Below are 24,006 nucleotides of genomic sequence, written 5' to 3'. Positions count from 1 at the left end.
TTTCTCCTAAATTAGTTGATCCATTATGATTTTTCTTGGGTTCTCTTTAAAGAGTTCCTTGGCCTTGTTTTCACCGTATTTTTTGGCAATGATATCATAGGCTTCCTCCATATGAGGAGGTCTGTGATCCAAGTTGTGCATATCACTTGCTATCACGTGAACCAGATCTCGTTCCAAGAAATACTGGGCTCTCTTTTTCATAAATTTATAGGCTTCTCCGAAGAGTTTTGGTTTCAAAACATGAGAACTATTAACCTGGGTATAACATCCCATATCAATCAGCTCTCGCACGCGCTTTTCATTATTTTCTAAAGCATCGTAACGTTCAATGTGGGCAATGACGGGTGTAATTCCTAACATTAGAATATCACTCAGTCCCTTATGCATATCCCGATAGGGTGTATTCATACTAAACTCGATTAAAGCATAGCGGCTATCGTTGAGGGTTGGGATTAATTTCTTTTCTAACTTCTCAACAACATCCGGCGTATAGTAGATTTCTGCTCCATAGGCAATGATTAAGTCATCCGCAACTTCCTTAGCCATTTCTCGAACCTTCAAAAAGTTAGTTGCGATTTTTTCTTCAGGAGTTTCGAACATCCCTTTTCGTCTATGCGAAGTTGAAACGATTGTTCTCACTCCTTGACTATAGGCCTCTCTAAGAAGTTTTTTACTTTCCTCTATCGACTTTGGACCATCATCCACATCGAAAACGATGTGCGAATGGATATCTATCATGCTACTTGCCCTCCATCACATCATTGATAGCAGCTTTGACGGCAGCCAAGCTACTTTCATCGATTTCCATCATGTAGAGGTTACTATCTGGCATAGCGTATGAAGGAAGATCCGTGCGTCCAGTTCCCTTCAAGTCTTGAGAGTTGACTTTGTAGTTCCCGCCACTCTCCAATTGAGTATTGACTAGATCCATCATGGTTTCCAAAGGCATGTTGGTCTGAAGAGAATCTTGCAATCCTTGGATGATATTGTCATAGTTCTTCAAAGCCTCAGTTGACGTCAACTTCTGAATAACAGCTACAATAACCTTTTGTTGGTTCCGTCCACGGTCACGATCTCCATCTGCTAGAGAGTAGCGCTCACGAACAAATCCCAGAGCCTGCTCAGAGTCTAGATGGACATTTCCAACTGGGAAATGGAACTTCCCGTGTAAAGATGTGAAATCTTGGTCATTATAAACATCTACACCACCTAAAAGGTCAATCAACTTCAAGAAAGAAGTGAAGTTCAAACGGACGTAGTAATTGATATCCACACCATATAGGTTTTCCAGGGTATGAATCGACGAGTCTACTCCATAAATCCCTGCATGGGTCAATTTGTCCTTTTGATTGTTTCCTCCATCCGCAATCGGAACATAGGAATCACGAGGAGTTGTAGTGAGAAGGATTTTTTTGGTATCACGGTTCACCGTCATCAAAATATTTACATCTGAACGCGAAACTGAGCTGATTGGACCGTAGGTATCAATACCACTCACATAAATATTGAAAGCTTTATTCTTCGATACCTTAGGCGCAGCAACTTCTTTAATCAAATTTTTAGTGTATATTTTCTTGATTTTAGAAGCATAGTCAGGATACTCTGCTTCAATAATATTTTCAAAGACACTATTTAAGACGATTGCTTTCGTTTCACCAGAAAGCAGACTCTTATAAGCTGCTAGGTAAGAAGTCGCTTTCTCAACTGTCAAGTCCTTACTTTGGCTGGTCTTAATATCTGCTAACAACTTTTGAATATTGTCATTGTCTGTCTCTGTTGGCCCCGTAACCGTATCCAGTTGAGTCACATTATTGATCTCACTATCTTTCAAAACGACCACACTAATCGAATACTCTGAGTAATTTGACGTCGAATTGATATGATTGGTAAAACCGACAAACTGTTGCAAAGCATAGAGAGAAACTGAACTAACTAAGATGGCAAGCGTCAAAAAGAAGACCGTAAACTTCTCAGCTTTTTTATAAACAATCAGCAGTAGTCCTACTAAAGCAGCTAATAAAACGAGAACTGCAGAAATAATATTCAGGTATCTAAAGGCTAAAATGTTGTGTCTAAAAATCAAGAACAGCAAAAAACCACCCAACAGTAGATAAATGGTTAATAAGACTATGTTAATATTTCGTTTCATGTTGCCAGAACGAGTTCTCTTTGAACGTCTATTCATGTTAATCCCCTATACGTTAATAATTAGGATTATTATATCACATTTATGAAAGAAATTCCATTTATTCCCGTCATTCTCAGCGTTTTCATTCACTTCTGTGTTCTTTATTTGCTTTAAAATTATACTAACTTCATTTTTCAATGACAAATTAAAAAGACAAGGGCAATTTATAGTGCCAGCTTGTCTTTCTTTTTTTATTTTACGTGGTTTTCAAACTCTTTTTGGCTCTTTTCGATAGCTTTTTTACTTTCTTCTTCCCACTTAGCCTTGGCTTCATCAAATTGTTTCTTGGTAACAGGGTCTTTTTGTAATCTCATGTACTTATAATTATTTCCGTCACCCTTGATTCCCACTAGGGAGTAGGCACGTGTAAACGGAGTTACTTTGGTTACAGAGGCTGTACCACCATTTGACATAGCAGACATAACTAGAGAATTGTCAATCATCCAAGCTTGAGCTTCAGCGTATTTTTCATAACGCTTAGTGACATCTTTATTCTCAGCATCTGCTTCTTTCAGGAGTTGTGTATAGGTATCGAGCCCCAAACTCTTAATGAGCTCTTGGTCTTCCTTGGCATCAAGACCAAAAATTTTGAGATAGAAACCAGTTTCAGCATTGAAGGGATCTAGATAAGTTGATGGATCCTGGTAATCACCAACCCAACCATCAAAGTTTAGGTCGTAGTCACGAGCTGCTGGATTTGGTGCTAGGAAAGCAACATTTCCAAAGTCATCTGTAGAAAGCTGTTGAACATCAATGACGATATTGTCAGAACCTAGTACTGTTTCAAGGGTTTGTTTAACCGAGTTCATACCAGAAACCGCATTTTTATTCGTTTGATCAACAGGGACATCCAAATGGATTGGGAAAGTCACACCTTGGGCTTCCAATTCCTTTTTAGCTTCCGCAAATTTTGCTTGGGCCTTTTCCTTGTTAAAGTAAGCATCTTGAGCATCTGCCAAATTGATGCCTGACCACTCAGTTCCGTAGTTCACAAGCTTAGAAGCTGTTACTTCTCCAAAGGTCTTATCTCCCACCTGAACAAATGTTGGGGGAACCAAAGTATTACGAAGTGTTTTGCTCGCTGCTTCTTCACCGTTAGATTGAGCAGAGTAGGCTGTTCGATCAATACCAAAGTTGATAGCTTGACGGAAATTTTTATTTAAGATAGCTGTTTGAGCTGATTTCTTTTGTTCATCCGTTGTTTTAGCGGTATGATTATAGGTTTTGCGGTTGACGTTAAAGTTAAAGTACCAAGATGTCTTGTCTTGTAAGCTATAGACGATATTGTCTTGGTATTTTTCTTTTGTCTTAGCATAGTTCGAACTATTTGGATAGACTCCTGCAATCGAGTAAGCACCACTTTCAAAGTTTCGAATGGTCATCTCCTGATCTGACCCATCAAAGTAAGCTAACTTAACTTTTTCAATGGTTACTTTATCATGGTCATAATAGTGTGGATTCTTCACATATTCGATCGAAGATTTTGATGTGAAATCTTTTAACAGATATGGACCGTTATAAAGGATGCTGTCTGGTGTCAAGGTACCAAAGTCTTTATCTTTTGATTTCAAAAACTCTTCGTTGACTGGGAAAAGAATACTATTGGTTGTCTTAGAGTTCCAATAAGGTTCTGGTCGAGTCAAGGTGTACTCGACTGTGTAATCATCCAAGGCTTTGACACCAACAGTTGAAAAATCATTGGTCACACCCGTCACATAGTCATTCAATCCCTTGATTGAATTTTGGATCAGATCCATGGCTTGCCCCTTGTTGTCCGCAGCATATTTGATCCCAGTGACAAAATCCTGAGCTTTGACTGAAGCATATTCCTCACCATCAGCTGTATACCACTTGGCATCTTTTCTAAGCTTGTAGGTATAGGTCAAACCATCTGATGAAACAGACCAATCCTCCGCAAGAGCAGGTACGAGGTTCCCATAGCTGTCATTTTCTAACAAACCATCTACGAGATTGGTAATAACGGCAGTGTTATCTGCATAATAATCTAGAAGATAGTTAAAAGTTGTCGGATTCGCACTAAATGTTGATGAATAAGTGCTAGTATCTGTGTTGGACTGTCCACATGCCGAGAGCAAAATCCCTGTCGCTAAGACAAGACCTGTCCCGATTAGTCTTTTTTTCAGTTTGATCATCATTCACTCCTTTATGTCAGTTTTTATAACATAACCATATTTTATCAAATTTATTCAAAAATGTAAAGTTACTGCCTTTATGACAACTGGTGTCTAAAACAAAAAAGGGAGCACAGTTTCCTGCAACTTCCTTTTCTATTTATAGATTACTTGACGTGTTTTTCAAGTTCTTTTTGGTATTTGGCATTTGTCTCGATTTTTTCTTGTTGCCATTTCTTGAAGGCTTCTTCGTATTCTTTTGCAGTCACAACGTCATTTTGCAACTCCAAACCTTTGAACACAAATGGGTCTCCCTTGATTCCGACTTGAGAGTATGCTTTTGTGAATGGTACAGTACGGCTAACAGTTGGAGAGCCACCTGAAGAAGCAACTGGGATTAAAAGTGAACTATCCGATACCCAAGCTTGAGCTTTAGCATATTTTTCGTAACGCTTATTGAGGTCGCTTGTTTCAGCTGCGGCATCATCCAAGAGTTTCTTGTATTCGTCTAGACCGACTTGAGCCATCACTTCTGGATCTTTTCCACGAGTGATCCCCAAGTGTTTAAGGGCAGAACCCTTCTTAGCATCAAGGATGTTGAGGTAGGTAGCTGGGTCTTGATAGTCTGGTCCCCAACCAGTTCCGTTCAAGTCATAGTCTTTTTGGGATGGAACCTTGGCTTGAGACGTAATGCTTATTTTCTCATTATCGGTCATTTGAAGGACATCAACAATGACATTTTCAGTACCAAGTGATGATTCGATAGACTGCTTGAGTGAGTTGGTTTGTTGAACCGCTATTACATCTGTTTGTTCAACGGGGATATCCAAATGGATTGGGAAGGTAACACCCTTGGCTTGCAATTCTTCCTTGGCTTTAGCAAAGGCTGCCTTAGCTTTTTCAGAACTGTAAATCGTATCCTTGCCATCTGTAAGGGCCACATCTTTCCACTGGTCACCATATGAAACGAGCTCTGCCTGAGCCAACTCTCCAAAGGTTTTTTCACCCACTTGAACGTAGTCATGTGGCACTAGGCTGTTACGGATAATCTTGTTCGCACCTTCTTCACCATTCAACTGAGCAGTATAAGAATGACGGTCAAGGGCAAAGTTTAGCGCCTGACGGAAGTTCTTGTTAAGAAGAGCTTCTTTCGTTGATGTTTTTTGAGCTTCGTCTGTTTTAGCTGTTTTATTATAAGATTGGCGGTTTACGTTAACAGTGAGGTAGTAGCTTGTCGCTTCTTGTGGACTGTAAACAATCTTATCGCCGTACTCTTGTTTAGTTGACTCAAAGTTTGAGCTTGTTGGGAAGAGACGGGCTGTTGTATAGGCACCTTGTGTAAAGCTACGAATCAAAGATTCTTGGTCTGATCCATCGTAGAAAGTTAGTTTAATATTGTCAATCTTGACATTGTCCTTATCCCAGTAGTTTGGATTCTTTTCATATTCAATGACTGATTTTGAAGTCAATGATTTCAAGAAATAAGGACCATTATATAGGATACCTGATGGGGTTGGTGCACCGTAGTCGCTCCCTTTAGAATTCAAAAATTCTTCATTAACTGGGAGCATGGTTGCAGTTGTGACCTTAGAGTTCCAGAAACTTTCTGGTTTGTTGAGCGTGTATTCTACCGTGTAATCATCAACAGCCTTAACTCCTACGGTAGAGAAATCATTGCTCTCACCACTAACATACTCTGCCAAACCTTTGATAGAATCCTGAATCAAAGAAAGACCATCTGATTTTCCGTCAGCAGCATGTTTAAGCCCAGTAACAAAGTCTTTGGCCTTAACTTCAGCGTATTCTTCTCCATCAGAAGTATACCATTTTACACCCTTACGAAGTTTGTAGGTGTAAGTCAACCCATCCTTTGAAACAGACCAGTCTTCTGCAAGCGATGGAATTAAGTTCCCATACTTATCATTTTCCAAAAGACCATCAACAACGTTTGCTATAACGTCAGAGGTTGAGCTCTTGCTCGTCACACTATAGTCCAGAGAAGATGGATCCATAGCGTAGACATAAGAGAAAGTCTTGGGAGCATCCGCTTTCTTTTCACTTTGCCCACAAGCAGTTAACAGTAGGGCTGCACTCAAAACAGCACCTGCTCCTAAGAGCCACTTTTTCGATTTCATAAGTAATCTCCTTAAAGATAGTGTTTTCACCATTATACCCTATTTTTTCATAAAAGCAAGAACTTTCGCCAGATTTTTTAGAAAATTCTAACAAATATTTTTTAAAGGTTTTTCTATATAATTTTTACCAAAAAGCAAAAAAAGTGGACGATTGTCCACTGGGAAAATCAAGTTTAAACAGTACCACTTATCTATTCTGAACAAAAAAGATATCCAAGAGAAAAATCTTGAATGTCTGGAAAGATTAGGACTCCATTAACCTTTTCAATAGACTGGAATTGATGATATTATGGCCTCCTTATCTCAAATACTGCTGTATGAATCCACTCATTATGAATTTGTAAGTCATTTTCTATCATTCTACTAAAGGTAAAACCATTTTTTAAAAGTACTCTCTGAGAGGCCAGATTATCCCTTGCCGTTCCTGCAATGATTCTATTGAAACCATAAGTTGTGAAGGCCTTGTCTAAAACGAGCTTAACCGCTTCGCTAGAATACCCTAAATTGGTAACATTTTCCCCAATCCTATACCCAAGCTCTGCTGTTTTTCGATTACCCTCTAAGACACTTAAATTGATTCTTCCGACCATAACGCCTTGCGAATCTCTAATAAGATGCATATAGACAGCACGATTCCTTTGTTCCGTTAACAATTCCCTTGTAATTTCTTTAAAACCTTCTAAATCAAAATAGTTAGCTGGTCTAGGAGGTAAATTTCGCTCAAAATACTCCCGATTTTCTTTTTCAAAAGCATATACATCTAGACTATTTGCTTCAGACAATAGCTCTAAACCGATCATTGAAAATCCCCTCCCATCATTATCCACACTCAAATTTTCTCATATTGACACCAGCTAAAATCTTGGTTAAGCCGACAAATCTCCCCTTCTCTTCTTAGTAATAATATTATTAGACTGACCTAGCCCTAGCGACTCCTATTCTAATTTTTGCAACAGCTTTACAACTTGACGATTTTCAATCCTCACATAGTATACACCACTATCATTGACAAGTTTATCCTCTTTATATTTCGCAATCTTTACAGCATAAAGACCCCTTGGTAAGGGTTGGTTGACAAAAAATTCCTTCATGAGCTCTTCAAGCTCTTTAAGATAGTCATCATACAAGAGATCTCTTTTTTCTTTTGGAACGAAATACTGAAATTCAAATGTTGGTATAAAAATCTCTTTTTGGAAAAGATATTGAGCATCCATGGGATACATTCCTTGCAGTGCTTGACCCTTGCTTTGATTTTCCTCTAATATTTCATTATAAAGATAGATATTATCAGATTGGCGATTAAATTCAAAACCAATACCTTGATACTTCAAATCAGGCAGTTTGGGATCTTTGATTGAACTGTCCAGTGTTTTTAAGAATTCGCTGGTGCCTGGACTAACCTCAATCCCTAAATAGGCTAATTCTGGGAAAACATTATAAATTTTTTTATCATTTTTGTAATCAACCTCTGCATCTGTCTTTCTATATGTTTTATTTTCCGAAAAACGAGTATAGTATTTAAATCGAGTTTTAACCTGATAGGTTTTTCCGGCTATATTTTCACTATAGGTACCATGGATTATAAATCCTCCCACGCTTGTATAGTTTTTCTCGTATTTTTCTAACTCAAACTGTCCTGTAAGACCGTAATTTTGATAAGAACGATGCACAGCTTGCTCAAGCTCAGTTCGACTTGCATGGGCAAATAGCCCCCACATATCCATTAGAGAAAAAATTGGACTGAACACTGTGAAGATTGCGATGGGGATCACTATGGATAAGCAACCTATTAATATCCAATTTCTTTTCTTGACGTTTCCCTCAGATTTTTTAGCAGTTTTCTGTTTCCTTTTTAAGATTAGAATGAGTAAAACCAAAATCCCTAATACTAATAAAATCAATCTACAATCTCCTTTTATTTTGGATAGCTGTTAACAGGTGTATAGGAGACTGACAGAAATACTCTTCTCACCTACTACTTATCCTGAATTCCATAAACTCGTCTAAAACGAGGAACAATCCTTGTCTCATTATACCACATGAGAGATACCATAAGAAGAAGGGAAAAGAAAAAGAACACCCCGAAAGGTGTTCTTTGCAAGTATAGTAATTCTCTCGAATTAACGTTTACTAAACAAGCAGGAATGATATTAAAAGATATTTCTAAAGCTCTAACACATAGCGACACAGGTACAACACAGACTTATGTCAATACTTCGAATGTTATTCCAATGGCTGTTGGAGAGATTGCCTATCGTAATCTTAAAAAGTAATGGTGTGAATTTGGTGTGAAAAGTGGTGTGAATTTTGCTAAAAATCATCAAAAAAACACCCCATGGTGTGAACCATGAAGTGTTGTAAATGCTGTATTGTAGCTGGTTCTTAACGTTTTGAGAACTGGCTAGCTTTACGAGCTTTCTTAAGACCTGGTTTCTTACGCTCAACCTTACGTGAGTCACGTGTAAGAAGTCCTGCGCGTTTCAATGAATCGCGGAAGTCTGGATCTACTTGAAGAAGGGCACGAGCGATACCGTGACGGATAGCTCCTGCTTGACCAGCGTATCCACCACCTACAACGTTAACGAAAACGTCGTATGAACCTACAGTTGAAGTAACTGCGAATGGTTGGTTGATAACAAGACGAAGGTCAGCGTGTGGGATGTACTCTTCAACATCTTTTTTGTTAACAGTGATTTTACCAGTTCCTGGAACAAGGCGAACGCGTGCAACAGCGTTTTTACGACGTCCAGTACCTGCATATTGTGCTTGTGACATACTTTATTGTTCCTTTCCTTAGATAAGTCCTGAAATATCAAGAACTTCTGGTTGTTGTGCAGCGTGAGTGTGCTCAGCTCCAACGAATACTTTCAATTTCATACCTTGAGCGCGGCCAAGAGTATTGTGTGGAAGCATACCCTTAACTGATTTTTCGATCAAACGTACTGCATTTTTAGAACGAAGTTCACCAGCAGAGATTTGTTTCAATCCACCTGGGTGGTTTGAGTGAGTGTAGTAGATCTTATCAGTTGCTTTTTTACCAGTCAATTTAACTTTTTCAGCATTGATAACGATTACGAAGTCACCTGTATCAGTGTGTGGTGTGAATGTTGGTTTGTTTTTTCCGCGAAGTACGCTAGCAACAACTGCTGAAAGGCGTCCAAGAGGTACATCAGTTGCGTCAACAACGTACCATTTGCGTTCTACTTGGCCTGGTTTAGCCATGAATGTAGTTTTGTTCATGATTTCTCCTATATGAATATCGTTTTTGTTTACAGGGCGGATGTTCCGGTCCGCGGGGTATTTGAAAGGTTCCGGGGCCTTACAAATGGGGTAAACAATACCGTCTACTATCATACCAAATTTTACTACTAAAAGTCAATAGATATGAAAAATAATTTTCCCGATTTGACCTTTAAAATATCACAAAAACCTCGTGAAAACGAGGTTTCTACTACTATTTGTAAGCCAGGGCACGTTTAAAGCTTTTCCATAGACCTAAGTCATCTGTCTGAAGGACTAGGCTGGCATACATGCGTCCGATAAAGGCTGTTGCAGTCACTGCAAAAACGACTGTAATCGCTAGTGAAATCCAGGCCTCTAAATCACTTGCATAACCATTGATGGCTCTAAATGGCATAAAGAAGGTCGAAATAAAGGGAATGTAAGACCCAATTTTCAAAACCAAATTGTCTCCTGCAGCGCCCAAGGCTGTTACCCCCATAAAGCCTGCTATAATCAAAATCATCAATGGTGACAAGGCCTTACCGGCATCTTCAGGACGAGAAACCATGGAACCAAGGAAGGCTGCCAAAACTACATACATAAAGAGGCTCACTAAGATGAATAATAAGGTATTGACTGTGAAGGCTTCTCCCAGATGTTTTAGAATACCTGAATTTGCCAAGAATGGTAAGTCTTTGAAGAGAAGTAGCGCAGCAAGTCCACCCACTACGTAAATGCCAATATGAGTCAAAATCACAAGAAGCAAGGCAATCATGCGAGCGTAGAAATAATGACTAGCTCGGATACTAGAGAAGACCACTTCCATGATTTTGGTTCCTTTCTCGCTAGCCACTTCCTGAGCAGTAACACTAGCATAAGTGATCAAGATCATATAAAGGAAGAAACCAAGCCCCGCAGCAGCAATGGTTTGGACCATCTTTTTATTTTCTTTGGATTCATCAATCTTCTCGGTAAAGTCAACAGTTTGAGCCAGGCGTTTTTCCTGCTCTTGGGACAAATTAGCCGCCGAGCGATTGAGTTGGTATTGCAGTTCGTTGAGCTTATTGGTTACTGCTAGCTTGATGCCTGTTTCAAGAGAAGTTTCACCATGGTAAACGGCTTTGATGACACTATCCTCTTGGTCAATGGTTAGGTAACCCTTGATTTTCTCATCCTTGATAGCAGCCTGGGCACTGGCTTCATCCTGATAATCAAAGTTGATACCATTGGTACCCTTTAGCCCTTCTTCCACAGATGGAACAGTTGTTACTACTGCTATCTTGCTATTCTTGGCCATAGAAGACCCTTGGAGATAGCCGATTCCTACAGATAAGGCTAAAAAGAGGAACGGCGAAATCACCATAAAGAAGAAACTCCAGGACTTGACATGTCGAAGATATGTTTCCTTCATTACAACCCACATATTTCTCATACTTCCACCCCTGATTCTAGTTTAAAGATTTCATCGATTGTTGGAGCCTGTTGGTCAAAGGTCGCAATATATTGACCTTGAGTGAGGATGGGGAAGAGTTCCCTTCCAGCGTTCTCATCATCTAGGATTAATTTCCAACTGCCTTGCTTAGTCAAGCTCACCTGTTTGACATGAGGAAGACTTTCCAGTTCTTCCTTGCTTTGTTCACTTGAAACAAAGAGACGTGTTTTCCCGTATTGATTACGGACATCCTGAACTGGTCCATGCAAGACCACACGCCCATCTCGAATCATCAGAATATCATCGCAAAGTTCCTCGACGTTGGTCATGACATGGTCAGAAAAGATAATGATTGCACCACGCTCTTTCTCTTTCAAGATGACCTGTTTGAGCAACTCGGTATTGACTGGGTCCAAACCACTAAAAGGCTCATCCAGGATAATCAAGTCTGGTTCATGGATTAGAGTAATAATCAGTTGGATTTTCTGCTGATTCCCTTTGGAGAGGCTCTTGATTTTGTCGGTCAATTTGCCCTTCACTTCCAATTTTTCCATCCATTGAGGGAGTTTTTCCTTGACTTCCTTAGCATCCATACCTTTTAGAGTCGCCAAGTAGCGAACTTGTTCAAGGACGGTCAACTTGGGCATGAGACTGCGTTCTTCAGGCAAATAACCAATCCGAGCGTAGGTTTCCTGACGAATATCCTGCCCATCCAGACTGATCTCTCCTTGGTACTCCAAAAATTTCAAAATACTGTGGAAAATCGTTGTTTTCCCAGCACCATTTTTTCCGACCAGTCCTAGAATTCGTCCTGGACTTGCCTGAAAATCGACACCAAACAAGACTTGCTTGGAACCGAAACTTTTCTCTAGATTTCTTACTTCTAGCATCTTCCACCTCCGAAATATGTTGCACTTATTATACTCCTTTTTGATAGCCTTTACAATCATTTGTATCCATTTTTATCGTGATTTTTTATAGTAAAAACCTGCCAAATTTAAGGTTTTTTAAGCGCTCCAGTGATAGCTTTAGTATAACTCATTAAAGACTATCTGGGAGGACTTTTTCCTCAACTGTCGCTTTTTATTCCTGAACTGGCATTTTAAGAATTTAAAAACCCACCCCGAAGGATGGATTGAAAATTTAACGCACTTCTGCATGGACTTTTTCTTCGAGAGAAGTTTGGATTTTTTCCATGTAACGTGCTACTTCTTCGTCCGTCAAGCTATCTTCTGGATTTTGGAAGGTTAGGCTATAAGCCATTGACTTCATACCAAGTCCTAATTTTTCACCTGAGAAGACGTCAAAGAGTTTGATATCTGTCAAACGTTTCACGCCGGCAGCTTGGATAGCGTCTACAACTTCTTGGTGAGTGACTTCTGCCTTGAGGAGTAGAGCCACGTCACGGCTGACTGCTGGGAACTTGGTGATTTCCACAAATGGAGCAGCTGGCTGAAGCGCTGCTTCGATGGCTGAAAGGTTGAGCTCCGCTACATAAGTTTCTGGAATATCGTAAGCCTTGGCAGTGACTGGATGCACTTGGCCAAGGAAACCAAGAACTTGGTCGCCGAGTGAAATCAAGGCTGTACGTCCTGGGTGGAGGCTAGTGATTTCAGAGGTTGCTGTATAGGTCACTTCAAGACCCAAGCGAGCAAAGAGGGCTTCCAAAATTCCTTTGGCATAGAAGAAGTCAACTGGAACAGCTGCCGTTTGGAAGTCTTTTTCAGCGACTAAACCTGTCAAGGCAAAGGCAAAGCTGTTGATCTCATTTGGCAAGTCTTCTTTTGGATTACCAGTTTGTTCAAAGACTTTTCCAATCTCATAAAGAGCCAAGTCTTTATTCTTACGTGCTACGTTGTAGGCAACTGTATCAAGGATACCTGAAACCATATTTTGACGGAGAACAGAACGGTCCACTGTCATTGGCCACATGAGTTCTGTAAGGTTACTTGGTTGAGCTGTAAACTCAACTGCTTTCTCAGGAGTAGTCAAAGCGTAGGTGATGATTTCAGTCAGTCCTGCTCCTTCAGCGATAGTACGAACTTGGCGACGCAATTTTTGTGTCGCAGTCAATTCACCAGCTGTACCGTCATCTTTTGGAAGACTGGTTGGCAAGCGATCATAACCATAGATACGAGCGATTTCTTCAAAGAGGTCCGCTTCGATGGTGATATCCCAACGACGACGAGGTACGCTGACTGTAAAGCTTTCTGCATTGCCAGAAAGACCAAAGCCAAGACGACGGAAGACATCTTCCACATCAGCATATGAAAGTTCCGTACCAAGGACACGGTTGACGTCAGCCAGAGTTGAAGATACTTCTACATCTGAAGTGTCAAGCGCTCCTGCTGAAACGATGCCCTTACGCACCGTCGCACCTGCAAGATCAGCAATCATACTTGCTGCCGCATCAAGGGCTTCATTAACAGTTGCCACATTGATGCCTTTTTCAAAGCGAGAAGACGACTCCGAACGAAGGTTGAGGCGTCCGCTAGTCTTGCGGATGGATTTGCCATTGAAGACAGCTGCTTCAAGGACAACACGACTAGATTTTTCAGAGATTTCTGTTGCTTGACCGCCCATGACACCTGCAAGGGCTACTGGCTTGTCTGCGACAGTGATGACTAGGTCATTTGTTTCCAAGTCACGTTCTTCACCGTCCAAGGTCACCAATTTTTCACCAGCACGCGCTTCACGCACATGAATCTCGCTTCCTTCAAAGGTATCCAAGTCAAAGGCGTGCATCGGTTGACCAAAGTAAAGCAAGATGTAGTTTGTCACGTCCACTACGTTATTGATTGGACGGATGCCTTCATTCATGAGGAGGTTTTGCAACCATTGTGGACTTGGTGCGATGCTCACATTGTCCAAGATACGAGCCCCATAGTAAGGTGCCTTGTCTGTCTCAATGCCTACAGAAAGAGCATCTGCTGCAGATTCATTTGTTTCTGTTAAGGGAAATTCTTTAAAGTTAACTGCCTTATCATAGATAGCTGCTACTTCGTGAGCAACCCCACGCATAGAAAGGGCGTCCGCACGGTTAGGCGTGATGGAGAGCTCGATGATTTCATCATCCAAGTCTAGGTATGAGAAGACTTCATCACCTGGAACGGCATTTTCTGGCAAGATTTGAATGCCATCTGCGAATTCCTTTGGCACAACAGAGTCAGAAATTCCCAATTCACCAAGGGAACAGATCATTCCAAGTGACTCCAAACCACGGATTTTCCCTTTTTTAATCTTGTAGTTGTCAGCGATACGAGCTCCTGGAAGAGCTACCATGACCTTGATCCCAGCACGTACATTCGGTGCACCACAAACGATCTGACGGGCTTCTTCTTCGCCAACGTTAACCTGACAGACATGCAAGTGTGTTTCTGGCACATCTTCGCAAGACAAGACCTCACCGACGACAATTTTTGAGAGACCGGCAGCCGGTGATTCGACACCTTCGACCTCAATCCCTGTAGTTGACATTTTCTCAGCCAACTCTTGTGATGGCACATCAATGTCCACCAACTCTTTTAACCATTTATAAGATACTAACATAATTCTGATTCTAAGATCCCACCAAGTAAGATCTTTTCAATTCCTTTCTTTTTCTTCGAGTCAGTCATTTCTTTTTTAACTATATGAAATGTGAGCGACTGTATAGGACTGTGTTTCAGGTTTCAATCTTATTTAAACTGTTCTGAGAAGCGGACATCTCCTTGATAGAATCCACGGATATCGTTGATTCCGTAACGGAGCATGGCTACACGCTCTTGTCCAAGACCAAAGGCAAAGCCAGAATAAACAGTCGCATCGATATCACTCATTTCAAGGACACGTGGGTGAACCATACCGGCACCCATAATTTCGATCCAACCTGTTTTCTTACATACGTTACAGCCTTCTCCACCACACTTGAAGCAGGAAACATCCACTTCAACAGATGGCTCTGTGAATGGGAAATAAGATGGACGCAGACGGATCTGACGCTCTTCACCGAACATCTTTTGCACAATCAACTGTAGCGTTCCTTGCAGGTCCGCCATAGAGATGTTTTTCCCTACAACCAAGCCTTCGATTTGGTGGAATTGATGACTGTGGGTCGCATCGTCCGTGTCACGACGGAAAACGCGTCCTGGTGAGATCATCTTCAAAGGACCTTTCGAAAAATCATGGGCATCCATGGCACGCGCCTGAACTGGAGACGTATGAGTACGGAGCAAGATTTCTTCAGTGATATAGAAAGTGTCCTGCATATCGCGAGCTGGGTGATCCTTTGGAAGGTTCATACGTTCAAAGTTATAGTAGTCTTGTTCTACTTCAAAACCATCCACTACTTGGTAACCCATCCCGATGAAGATGTCTTCAATTTCCTCACTAGTTTGTGTGAGGATGTGACGGTGACCAGTCGCAACTGGACGACCTGGAAGCGTAACATCAATGCTCTCACTTGCTAGTTGAGCTTCCACTTTCTTTTCTTCCAAGAGCTTAGCTGATTCTTCAAATGCAGTTGTCAAAATATCACGAGCCTCGTTGACGTGTTTCCCGATGATTGGACGCATTTCTGCAGAAACGTCTTTCATCCCTTTCAGGATTTCAGTAAGGGAACCTTTTTTACCAAGGACAGAGACGCGCAATTCTTGCAGCTCTTTTTCATTTTCAGCAGAAATCTGCTTCAAGCTAGCTAGCGTTTCTTCACGAAGCGCTTTTAATTGTTCTTCAATAGTTGACATAATTCCTCCATCAGTCTCTCGTAGATAAAAAGAAAACCACATGCCAAAAACTCCACTCGGAGCGTTGACACGCGGTACCATCCGTTTTTATCTGACAAGTCAGACCTTTATTTCTGAATCCATAGGCAAGTGAATTCACCCAGCTTTCATATAGAGAGCTTTCAGTCACGGCTCTCCTCCCTGATATACTTCTCCTGAGATACTAGTCTTGCAGATTCCTATTCAATTACTACTTAGTTTATCAGATTTTTAGTTAAAAAACAAGTTAGATTAGACTAATTTCAATATAAAAAGGAACAAGACATAATGCATTACCTATTTTTAGGATTTGTTCCATCTGCTTTCCTTTTCAATAAAAGAGTTGCTGCTTGATTAAAACCATCACACCAGTTATACCATTTTGCTTCATACTCATCTTGAGATACGATATGTTTTTTTAAATCCAGAACAGAGTAAATCTTTCTTTCCTCGCAAGCTTGCGCATAGAGATGATATAGTTCATCGCCACCATCTCTATCCCACTCAGCAGAAATTGTATCCCTACCTGCCAATAAAGCCTGATAAGCCCTGTGATGCCCGTCTGTAATCAGCAAGCAGTCTCCGAATGCAAGAACACTGATTGGAGCAATATTGATTATTTCTGCCGACTGATAAAGCGTCTGGATATCTTGTAACTTCTTTTCTGATAAGTATAGTTGAGTCGGATGGAGATCTGTTATATTGACTCTCATCTCTTTCTCCTCAAAGGAATTTGATACTCACTTCTGCTTACCTTTAAATCGCCATTGGAAGCGAAGCTTGTCATAGAAAGGAAATTCGATAAACAAGACTCCCAAGCCCACACAGAAACTGGCAAGCACATCTGATGGGTAGTGAACTCCCAGATAGACCCGAGATAGAAGCACACTGACGAGGTAGAAGCCAAGGACAATTTGCACAACTTTTCTCCAAACCGGATCTTTAATCCGTTGACTGAGAATGACAATCAGAGTACCTACCATCAGCGTCACTGCCAGAGAATGGCCACTTGGAAAAGAAAATCCCTTCTCCTCTACCAAGTGTAAAATGGCTGGCCGTGGGCGCTGGTAGATGTTTTTAAAGGTCACGATTAAAAGACCGGCTAAGGCTAGATTACCCGCCATGAAGTAGCTTTCTATCTTCCACTGCTTACGATAAAAGATAAAGGCTGCGATGGCAACCCAGGTGATGATTACTGGGATATCAATCAAATGCGTAAGGGCACGGAACAGAACCGTCAAATAATCTGGCAAATCCCCACGAAGAGCAGTCTGAATTGGTTGATCAAAACCGACCAGTGTTTCAGGATAGAACTTAACCATATAGCCAAGAAGGACGAAAAGTAAAAGGGCAAAACTGCCCTTCATTAAAAATGTTTGCTTATCTCTCATAATGTTTTAAGGTTGGTTTCAAGAGGACGTACAACAACCAGAATGAAACGGCAAAGATGATACCCTCAATCAAGTTAAAAGGTAAAACCATGGTCATTAGGTAGTTGGAAAGTCCCAAAATTTTTCCAATATCAAAGTTGGCAAACTGCGCGTACAAAGGAACAGCATAGACATAGTTGAGAATCAACATAGCCGCAGTCAAGCCGACCGTTCCCGCTAGAGATGCTAGTAGGAAACGAAGGGTGCTGCGTTCCTTTTTCCAAATCAAACCAAAAGCGATAACAAAAACTCCCAAGGCTACAATATTCATTGGCAAGCCAATGTAAGTGTTCACTCCTTGGCTATTGAGAAGCAACTTCAAGAGTGATCGCAGCAAGAGAATCCCTAGAGCAGCAGGCAAATCCATCACCGCCAAGCCCACAAGGACTGGCAAGATACTAAACTCGATCTTGAGGAAGGTCGCCGCTGGCAAGAGCGGAAAGTCAAAGTACATCAGCACAAATGAAATGGCTGATAAAATCGCAATGGTCGAAAGTCGACGTGTGTTTGTCATAACAGGTTCCTCCAATTTTCTATAAAATCAGAAGAAGTTGGAAAGGATCCCTCTATCTATTCTCACTTTTTATATCCCAAAAGTTCCCCCTCACTCTTTTGAGCAAGCGGTTGCAATTTATCTATAAACTCATCAGAACAGACAAAGCTATTCTTTCGTCTTCTCCCATCCAGACTATACTGTCGGTTGTGGAATCGCACCACATCAGCTTGCGCTCGCGGACTTATTTGGCCAAGATATTTTAGATTTATCTAGGCGTCGCAGTCGAAGATAATACTTAAAGTATATCGAGACAAGACAACGACGAGAAAGCTAAAATAGCTAGTCAAATTTACCGCCGGTCGGGAATCTCACCCAGCCCTGAAGACCCCTTTATCATAACAAAAAACGCTTGCAAGTGCAAGCATTTTGATTATTTCAATTTATCTGCTTCATAGGTGTGAACAAGCTCAAGACCTGCAAAATTTTGCTGACGGAGTGCTTCATAAACAATCATGCAGACGGTATTAGACACATTGAGACTGCGGACATGTTCATCATTCATAGGAATACGGAGTGCTTTCTCAGGATGTTCTCTCATAAAGTCCTCAGGCAAACCCTTGTCTTCACGTCCAAAGAGAAAATAATGGTCCTCATCCGTCGATAAATCTGCTTCAGAATAGACCTTTTCCGCAAATTTTGAAATCAGATAGATTTTGCCCTTCATTCGAAACATGAAATCTTCCAAACTGTCATAAAAATAAATCTCTAACTTATCCCAGTAGTCCAAACCAGCCCGCTTCATCTTGCGATCATCAATCGGAAATCCCATCGGTTTGATGATGTGAAGGGGAGAATTGGTCGCAGCGCAAGTACGCGCAATGTTACCTGTATTTTGTGGAATCTGAGGTTCAAATAATACAATGTGATTTGTCATTACGGGTTTCCTTTTATCATTGCAAAAAAATAGCCACACTGCCCGGAGTCAAGCTCAGCAAACAGCGTGGTTAAGGCATCGTTAACTTACCTCACAACAGGTTTGAAGTAAATCAGCGAAACTACTTTCTTAGTATAACACTTTCAGAATCATTGTCAATAGAAACGACTTGATTTTTTTACTTTTTTTGATGATATTTTCATGTTTGGTCATTCCCTTTCTGAAAAGGTATGGTAAAAGAGTCAAATCGCTTCAAATCGGAGACATCGTTATAGAAATTAAGCAAATGTATCTTCAAAACTTGAAAAAGGCCTTTCTTCCCCTAAAAATCGCCTTAGCAAGTGCATTTTTTGCTAAAAAAGGGTATGATAGTTACATCATGAAAAAGTAGGTTTTTTATATGAAAATTGTCCTTGTTGGTGGAGGGAAAGTTGGTTTCGCCCTCTGTCGTTCACTGGTTGCAGAAAACCATGACGTTGTCCTCATCGAACAAGATGAGGCTGTCCTCAATCACATTGTCAGTCGCTTTGATATCATAGGACTCCTTGGAAATGGTGCTGACTTTGCCATCTTGGAGCAAGCCAGTGTTCAAGAGTGCGATATCTTTATCGCCCTAACCGAATACGATGAAGTGAATATGATTTCAGCGGTACTTGCTAAAAAAATGGGGGCTAAAGAAACCATCGTTCGGGTGCGAAATCCTGAATACTCTAATGCCTATTTTAAAGAGAAAAATATTCTTGGATTTTCACTTATCGTTAACCCAGAACTCCTGGCAGCGCGTGCGATCTCAAATATCATTGATTTCCCTAATGCCCTCTCTGTCGAACGATTTGCTGGAGGTCGGGTCAGTCTCATGGAGTTTGTTGTCAAGGATTCTAGCGGTCTTTGTCAAATGCCAATCTCAGATTTCCGTAAAAAGTTTGGCAATGTCATTGTCTGTGCCATGGAGAGAGATCATCAACTGATGATTCCAAGCGGTGATGTTATTATCCAAGACAAGGATAGGATTTTTGTTACGGGAAATCGTGTAGATATGATGCTTTTCCATAACTATTTTAAATCTCGTGCAGTGAAAAGCTTGCTTATCGTCGGGGCTGGAAAGATCGCTTATTATCTACTCGGCATTTTAAAAGACAGTCGCATTGATACCAAGGTCATCGAGATCAATCCTGAAAGAGCTCGTTTCTTCAGCGAAAAGTTCCCCAATCTCTATATTGTCCAAGGGGATGGAACTGCAAAAGACATTTTGCTGGAAGAAAGTGCTCCCCACTATGATGCAGTCGCAACCTTAACTGGGGTTGATGAGGAAAATATCATCACCTCAATGTTTCTTGACCGAGTTGGCGTCCATAAGAATATCACCAAGGTCAACCGAACAAGCCTTCTAGAGATTATCCACGCGCCTGATTTTTCGAGTATCATCACACCAAAAAGCATCGCAGTGGATACCATTATGCACTTTATCCGTGGTCGAGTAAACGCTCAGTATTCAGATCTTCAAGCCATGCACCATCTCGCAAATGGTCAAATTGAAACTCTCCAATTCCAAATCAAGGAAGCTAATAAAATGACTGCCAAACCTCTATCACAGTTGAAATTGAAAAAAGGGGTTCTCATTGCAGCCATTATCCGAAAAGGAAAAACAATCTTCCCTACTGGAGAGGATATGCTTGAGGTGGGAGACAAGTTACTCGTGACGACCTTATTGCCAAATATCACCAAAATTTATGATTTGATTGAGAGGTAAAAAATGAATAAAAGTATGATTCGTTACCTCCTCTCAAAACTTCTCTTGATTGAGGCTGTTCTTCTCTTAGTTCCTGTTAGTGTAGCGATCTATTACCAAGAATCCAGTCAAGTATTTATCGCTCTCTTTTCTACGATTGGAATTTTAGTCCTTCTCGGTGGTCTAGGCGTTTTACGGAAACCGAAAAATCAGCGGATTTATGCCAAGGAAGGGGTCTTAATTGTTGCTCTCTGTTGGATTCTATGGTCTTTCTTTGGTGGCCTCCCCTTTGTCTTTTCAGGACAAATCCCCAGCATCATCGATGCCTTCTTTGAAATCAGTTCTGGATTTACAACTACAGGAGCAACTATTCTGAACGATGTTTCCGTCCTCACTCGTTCCCTCCTCTTCTGGAGAAGTTTCACCCACTTGATTGGAGGGATGGGGGTGCTCGTCTTTGCGCTTGCCATTATGGACAATGCCAAGAATAGTCACTTGGAGGTGATGAAGGCTGAGGTCCCTGGACCCGTCTTTGGCAAGGTCGTATCCAAACTAAAAAACACTGCCCAGATTCTCTATCTGCTTTATCTGGCTCTCTTCTCCCTTTTTGTGGTTATCTACTGCCTAGCAGGTATGCCTCTCTATGATAGTTTTGTCATCGCTATGGGAACAGCAGGAACTGGGGGCTTTACCGTCTATAACGACGGAATTGCCCACTACGGTAGCTCACTCATCACCTATCTAGTTAGTATCGGAGTTCTAGTTTTTGGCGTTAACTTCAATCTCTACTACTACCTCATGCTCCGTCGGGTTAAGGCTTTCTTTGGAGATGAAGAACTACGAGCATATATCATCATTGTCCTAGTTTCTACAGGCTTGATTACTCTCAATACGCTCCACCTCTATCAAGGTGTCTCTAAAAGTGTTGAAATGGCCTTCTTCCAGGTTTCCAATATCATCACGACAACAGGTTTTGGTTACGGAGATATTACCAACTGGCCCCTCTTCTCCCAATTTATCCTCCTCTTCCTCATGGGAATCGGTGGATCAGCTGGCTCAACTGCAGGTGGTCTTAAGGTGATCAGAGGACTTATCCTCTCTAAAATCGCAAAAAATCAGATTTTGTCCACTTTATCTCCTCACCGTGTTTTGACTCTACACGTCAATAAAACTGTGATTGATAAGGATACCCAGCACAAAATTCTGAAATATTTTGCTATCTATATGATGATTATTCTCTCTCTCATCTTTATCGTCAGTCTTGATAGCAATGATTTTCTAGTCGTAACCAGTGCGGTCTTCAGCTGTTTTAACAATATCGGACCTATTCTAGGTACAACCTCGAGTTTTTCCATCTTTAGTCCCATCTCTAAAATCCTCCTCTCCTTTGCAATGATTGCAGGTCGCTTAGAGATATACCCAATTTTGCTGCTCTTTATGAACCGTACCTGGTCTAAACGTTAATTACAATACAATCCCCCTTTTACAAGCTAGTAGAAGGGGAATTTTTCTATTAAAAATGAGAAGACCTTTCGGTCCTCTCCTAATTTGTTTAATCTTTAAGAACTTTCTTGTAACGAGCAAGTTCTGCTTGATTGGCCCAAACATAGTGACCTGGACGGATTTCCACCATAGACGGCTTGTCTGTCTCATAGTCATGTTGGTCAGGATCGTAAACTTTCAAGACTTTCTTGCGTTCCAAGATTGGATCTGGAATCGGTACAGCAGATAGAAGCGCCTGAGTATATGGGTGGACAGGATTGTTAAACAATTCCTCTGTCTCCGCCACTTCGACGATAACTCCCTTATAGATAACCGCGATACGATCTGAGATAAAGCGAACAACTGACAAGTCATGGGCGATAAAGAGATAGGTCAAGCCCAACTCTTTTTGGAACTTCTTGAGCAAGTTCAGGACTTGCGCACGCACTGATACGTCCAAGGCTGAAATTGGCTCATCCGCAATAACGAAATCAGGTTCCATCACAAGGGCACGGGCAATCCCGATACGCTGGCGCTGACCACCAGAAAACTCATGTGGATAACGGGTCAAGTGTTCTTTCAAAAGTCCAACTTCATGAATCATCTTTTGAACTTTTTCTTTTCGATCCTCTTCATCTTTAAACAAGTGGTAGTTGTAAAGACCTTCAGAGATGATATAGTCAACTGTCGCACGCTCATTCAAGCTAGCTGCAGGGTCCTGGAAAATCATCTGGATACGACGGATCAAGTCTGATGATTCCTTATGAGATTTTTTTCCATTAATCTTATGACCATCAAAGATGATCTCACCTTTACTAGTATTATTTAAACCAATAATGGCACGACCAATCGTTGTTTTCCCACTACCAGACTCACCAACAAGAGAGAAAGTTTCTCCCTTGTTGATAAAGAAGTTGGCGTTTTTAACCGCGACAAACTTCTTACTTCCTTCACCGAAGGAAATTTCTAAATCTTTAATTTCTACTAATTTTTCAGACATTTCCTTCCTCCTAGTCTTCTAGATGAGCAAAGCCCATTTTATCACGAATCTTGTCATGCAAATCTGCAATGACTCCAGGTTTTTCAACTTTAGGAGCATTCTCATGAAGCAACCAAGTCTTAGCCCAATGGGTATCAGTGACTGAAAACTGAGGTGCTTTCTGTTCAAAGTCAATTTGCATCGCATAATCTGAACGAAGGGCAAAGGCATCACCTTTCAACTCAGTATAAAGAGACGGTGGTGTTCCAGGGATAGAGTACAATTCCCCTTTATCGTCAGCAAGCTGAGGCAAGCTAGACAAGAGACTCCAAGTATATGGATGACGTGGATCGTAGAAGACTTCCTCAACAGTACCGTATTCTACAATTTCACCAGCATACATAACCGCTACCTTATCCGCAATACTTGCTACCACACCAAGGTCATGGGTGATAAAGATAATGGTAAAGTGGTACTCATTTTGCAAGGTTTTAAGCAAATCAATGATTTGTGCTTGAATGGTTACATCAAGAGCCGTTGTTGGCTCGTCACAGATCAAGATATCTGGACGACAGGCAAGGGCAATCGCAATAACGATACGTTGGCGCATCCCTCCAGAATATTGGAAAGGATACTCTTCAAAACGTTTTTCAGCATCTGGGATTCCGACCTTGTTCATATAGTCGATTGCCATCTCTTTGGCTTCCTTAGCTGTTTTCCCTTGGTGTTTAACGATCACTTCAGTGATTTGGCTACCGATTGTATTGATTGGGTCCAAACTTGTCATAGGATCTTGGAAGATGGTCGCAATTTTAGCACCACGAATCTTCTCCCATTCCTTGTTAGAAGTAAGAGCGGTCAAGTCTTGTCCACGATAGTCGATGCTTCCTTGGGCAATACGTCCATTGTCTTCTAACATCCCTGTAAAGGTTTTTGTTAAAACAGATTTACCGGAACCGGACTCACCTACCAAGGCAAGAACTTCTCCTTCAATCAGGTCCAGAGAAACTCCTCGGATAGCCGTCAGAACTTTGTCACGAACGTCAAATTCCACGACAATATCACGAGCAGTCAAAATTACATTACTTTCTTTTGTCATGTCTAC

At 41.1% G+C, this 24,006-nt stretch carries 20 protein-coding genes, 1 pseudogene and 1 riboswitch; of the genes and pseudogenes, 3 read left to right on the top strand and 18 right to left on the bottom strand.

The genetic code is table 11. The annotated features are described in order from the left end of the window. Nucleotides 1-6 precede the first annotated feature (6 nt). The 6 genes from cps4B to A0739_RS05460 form a co-directional block, all read right to left on the bottom strand. The gene (gene cps4B / locus A0739_RS05485) at nucleotides 7-738 is read right to left on the bottom strand and encodes a capsular polysaccharide biosynthesis protein Cps4B (RefSeq protein WP_061587320.1); all 732 of its coding nucleotides are present in this window, start codon (nucleotides 736-738) and stop codon (nucleotides 7-9) included. Nucleotide 739: 1 nt separating this feature from the next. Then, the gene (cpsA, locus tag A0739_RS05480; protein WP_061587319.1) at nucleotides 740-2,185 is read right to left on the bottom strand and encodes an LCP family glycopolymer transferase CpsA; all 1,446 of its coding nucleotides are present in this window, start codon (nucleotides 2,183-2,185) and stop codon (nucleotides 740-742) included. A 194-nt stretch (nucleotides 2,186-2,379) separates the two neighbouring features. Beyond that, complete coding sequence (locus A0739_RS05475; protein ID WP_061587318.1) at nucleotides 2,380-4,341, bottom strand: peptide ABC transporter substrate-binding protein; 1,962 nt, start codon at nucleotides 4,339-4,341, stop codon at nucleotides 2,380-2,382. Between the two features lie 146 nt (nucleotides 4,342-4,487). Next, on the bottom strand, nucleotides 4,488-6,455 hold the full coding sequence (locus A0739_RS05470) for a peptide ABC transporter substrate-binding protein (RefSeq protein ID WP_061587317.1): 1,968 nt from the start codon (nucleotides 6,453-6,455) through the stop codon (nucleotides 4,488-4,490). A 287-nt stretch (nucleotides 6,456-6,742) separates the two neighbouring features. Further along, on the bottom strand, nucleotides 6,743-7,255 hold the full coding sequence (locus A0739_RS05465; RefSeq protein WP_061587316.1) for a GNAT family N-acetyltransferase: 513 nt from the start codon (nucleotides 7,253-7,255) through the stop codon (nucleotides 6,743-6,745). Nucleotides 7,256-7,390: 135 nt separating this feature from the next. After that, nucleotides 7,391-8,356, bottom strand: coding sequence for a hypothetical protein (locus tag A0739_RS05460; RefSeq protein WP_061587315.1), 966 nt, complete (start codon nucleotides 8,354-8,356; stop codon nucleotides 7,391-7,393). 222 nt (nucleotides 8,357-8,578) lie between these two features. Between A0739_RS05460 and A0739_RS10615 the strand changes: the two are divergent. Then, nucleotides 8,579-8,728, top strand: a pseudogene (locus A0739_RS10615) (tyrosine-type recombinase/integrase); the annotation flags it as partial. A gap of 109 nt (nucleotides 8,729-8,837) precedes the next feature. Here A0739_RS10615 and rpsI read toward each other — a convergent pair. The 10 genes from rpsI to A0739_RS05405 form a co-directional block, all read right to left on the bottom strand. Next, nucleotides 8,838-9,230: a 30S ribosomal protein S9 gene (gene rpsI / locus A0739_RS05450; RefSeq protein WP_000075969.1), complete on the bottom strand. Its 393-nt coding sequence runs from the start codon at nucleotides 9,228-9,230 to the stop codon at nucleotides 8,838-8,840. 18 nt (nucleotides 9,231-9,248) lie between these two features. Continuing rightward, a complete protein-coding gene (gene rplM / locus A0739_RS05445) occupies nucleotides 9,249-9,695 on the bottom strand; it encodes a 50S ribosomal protein L13 (protein ID WP_001044624.1) in 447 nt (148 codons plus the stop codon). A gap of 214 nt (nucleotides 9,696-9,909) precedes the next feature. Continuing rightward, complete coding sequence (locus A0739_RS05440) at nucleotides 9,910-11,109, bottom strand: ABC transporter permease (RefSeq protein ID WP_061587313.1); 1,200 nt, start codon at nucleotides 11,107-11,109, stop codon at nucleotides 9,910-9,912. Continuing rightward, nucleotides 11,106-11,999, bottom strand: coding sequence for an ABC transporter ATP-binding protein (locus tag A0739_RS05435; RefSeq protein WP_061587312.1), 894 nt, complete (start codon nucleotides 11,997-11,999; stop codon nucleotides 11,106-11,108). The genes A0739_RS05440 and A0739_RS05435 overlap by 4 nt, the downstream gene beginning before the upstream one ends. 253 nt (nucleotides 12,000-12,252) lie before the next feature. Further along, a complete protein-coding gene (gene pheT, locus A0739_RS05430; RefSeq protein WP_061587311.1) occupies nucleotides 12,253-14,658 on the bottom strand; it encodes a phenylalanine--tRNA ligase subunit beta in 2,406 nt (801 codons plus the stop codon). Between the two features lie 128 nt (nucleotides 14,659-14,786). After that, nucleotides 14,787-15,833 carry a phenylalanine--tRNA ligase subunit alpha gene (gene pheS, locus A0739_RS05425; RefSeq protein WP_061587336.1) on the bottom strand — a complete coding sequence of 349 codons (1,047 nt, stop codon included), beginning with the start codon at nucleotides 15,831-15,833 and terminating at the stop codon, nucleotides 14,787-14,789. Nucleotides 15,834-16,144: 311 nt separating this feature from the next. After that, nucleotides 16,145-16,564 carry a hypothetical protein gene (locus tag A0739_RS05420; protein WP_061587310.1) on the bottom strand — a complete coding sequence of 140 codons (420 nt, stop codon included), beginning with the start codon at nucleotides 16,562-16,564 and terminating at the stop codon, nucleotides 16,145-16,147. Between the two features lie 27 nt (nucleotides 16,565-16,591). Then, nucleotides 16,592-17,242: a phosphatase PAP2 family protein gene (locus tag A0739_RS05415; protein WP_061587309.1), complete on the bottom strand. Its 651-nt coding sequence runs from the start codon at nucleotides 17,240-17,242 to the stop codon at nucleotides 16,592-16,594. Continuing rightward, a complete protein-coding gene (locus tag A0739_RS05410; RefSeq protein WP_044020212.1) occupies nucleotides 17,232-17,795 on the bottom strand; it encodes an ECF transporter S component in 564 nt (187 codons plus the stop codon). The genes A0739_RS05415 and A0739_RS05410 overlap by 11 nt, the downstream gene beginning before the upstream one ends. 153 nt (nucleotides 17,796-17,948) lie before the next feature. Beyond that, nucleotides 17,949-18,167: riboswitch (FMN riboswitch) on the bottom strand. Between the two features lie 40 nt (nucleotides 18,168-18,207). Continuing rightward, on the bottom strand, nucleotides 18,208-18,711 hold the full coding sequence (locus tag A0739_RS05405) for a tRNA (cytidine(34)-2'-O)-methyltransferase (protein ID WP_044020211.1): 504 nt from the start codon (nucleotides 18,709-18,711) through the stop codon (nucleotides 18,208-18,210). A 400-nt stretch (nucleotides 18,712-19,111) separates the two neighbouring features. Here A0739_RS05405 and trkA point away from each other — a divergent pair, with 400 nt between their 5' ends. Together trkA and A0739_RS05390 are read left to right on the top strand one after the other, a co-directional pair. After that, nucleotides 19,112-20,461 carry a Trk system potassium transporter TrkA gene (gene trkA / locus A0739_RS05395; protein WP_061587307.1) on the top strand — a complete coding sequence of 450 codons (1,350 nt, stop codon included), beginning with the start codon at nucleotides 19,112-19,114 and terminating at the stop codon, nucleotides 20,459-20,461. A 3-nt stretch (nucleotides 20,462-20,464) separates the two neighbouring features. Continuing rightward, nucleotides 20,465-21,904 (top strand): TrkH family potassium uptake protein, encoded by a 1,440-nt coding sequence (locus A0739_RS05390; protein ID WP_061587306.1) that lies wholly within the window; start codon nucleotides 20,465-20,467, stop codon nucleotides 21,902-21,904. An 88-nt stretch (nucleotides 21,905-21,992) separates the two neighbouring features. On the opposite strand, the gene A0739_RS05385 is transcribed toward A0739_RS05390, so the two are convergent. Continuing rightward, complete coding sequence (locus A0739_RS05385; RefSeq protein ID WP_001291310.1) at nucleotides 21,993-22,922, bottom strand: ATP-binding cassette domain-containing protein; 930 nt, start codon at nucleotides 22,920-22,922, stop codon at nucleotides 21,993-21,995. 10 nt (nucleotides 22,923-22,932) lie between these two features. Then, the gene (locus A0739_RS05380) at nucleotides 22,933-24,000 is read right to left on the bottom strand and encodes an ABC transporter ATP-binding protein (protein ID WP_000159801.1); all 1,068 of its coding nucleotides are present in this window, start codon (nucleotides 23,998-24,000) and stop codon (nucleotides 22,933-22,935) included. Nucleotides 24,001-24,006 lie beyond the last annotated feature (6 nt).

Source organism: Streptococcus oralis (assembly GCF_001588645.1).
GTDB lineage: Bacteria > Bacillota > Bacilli > Lactobacillales > Streptococcaceae > Streptococcus > Streptococcus oralis_AB.
Note: the sequence above shows the minus strand (reverse complement) of the source record. Positions and strands in the feature narration are given on the sequence as shown.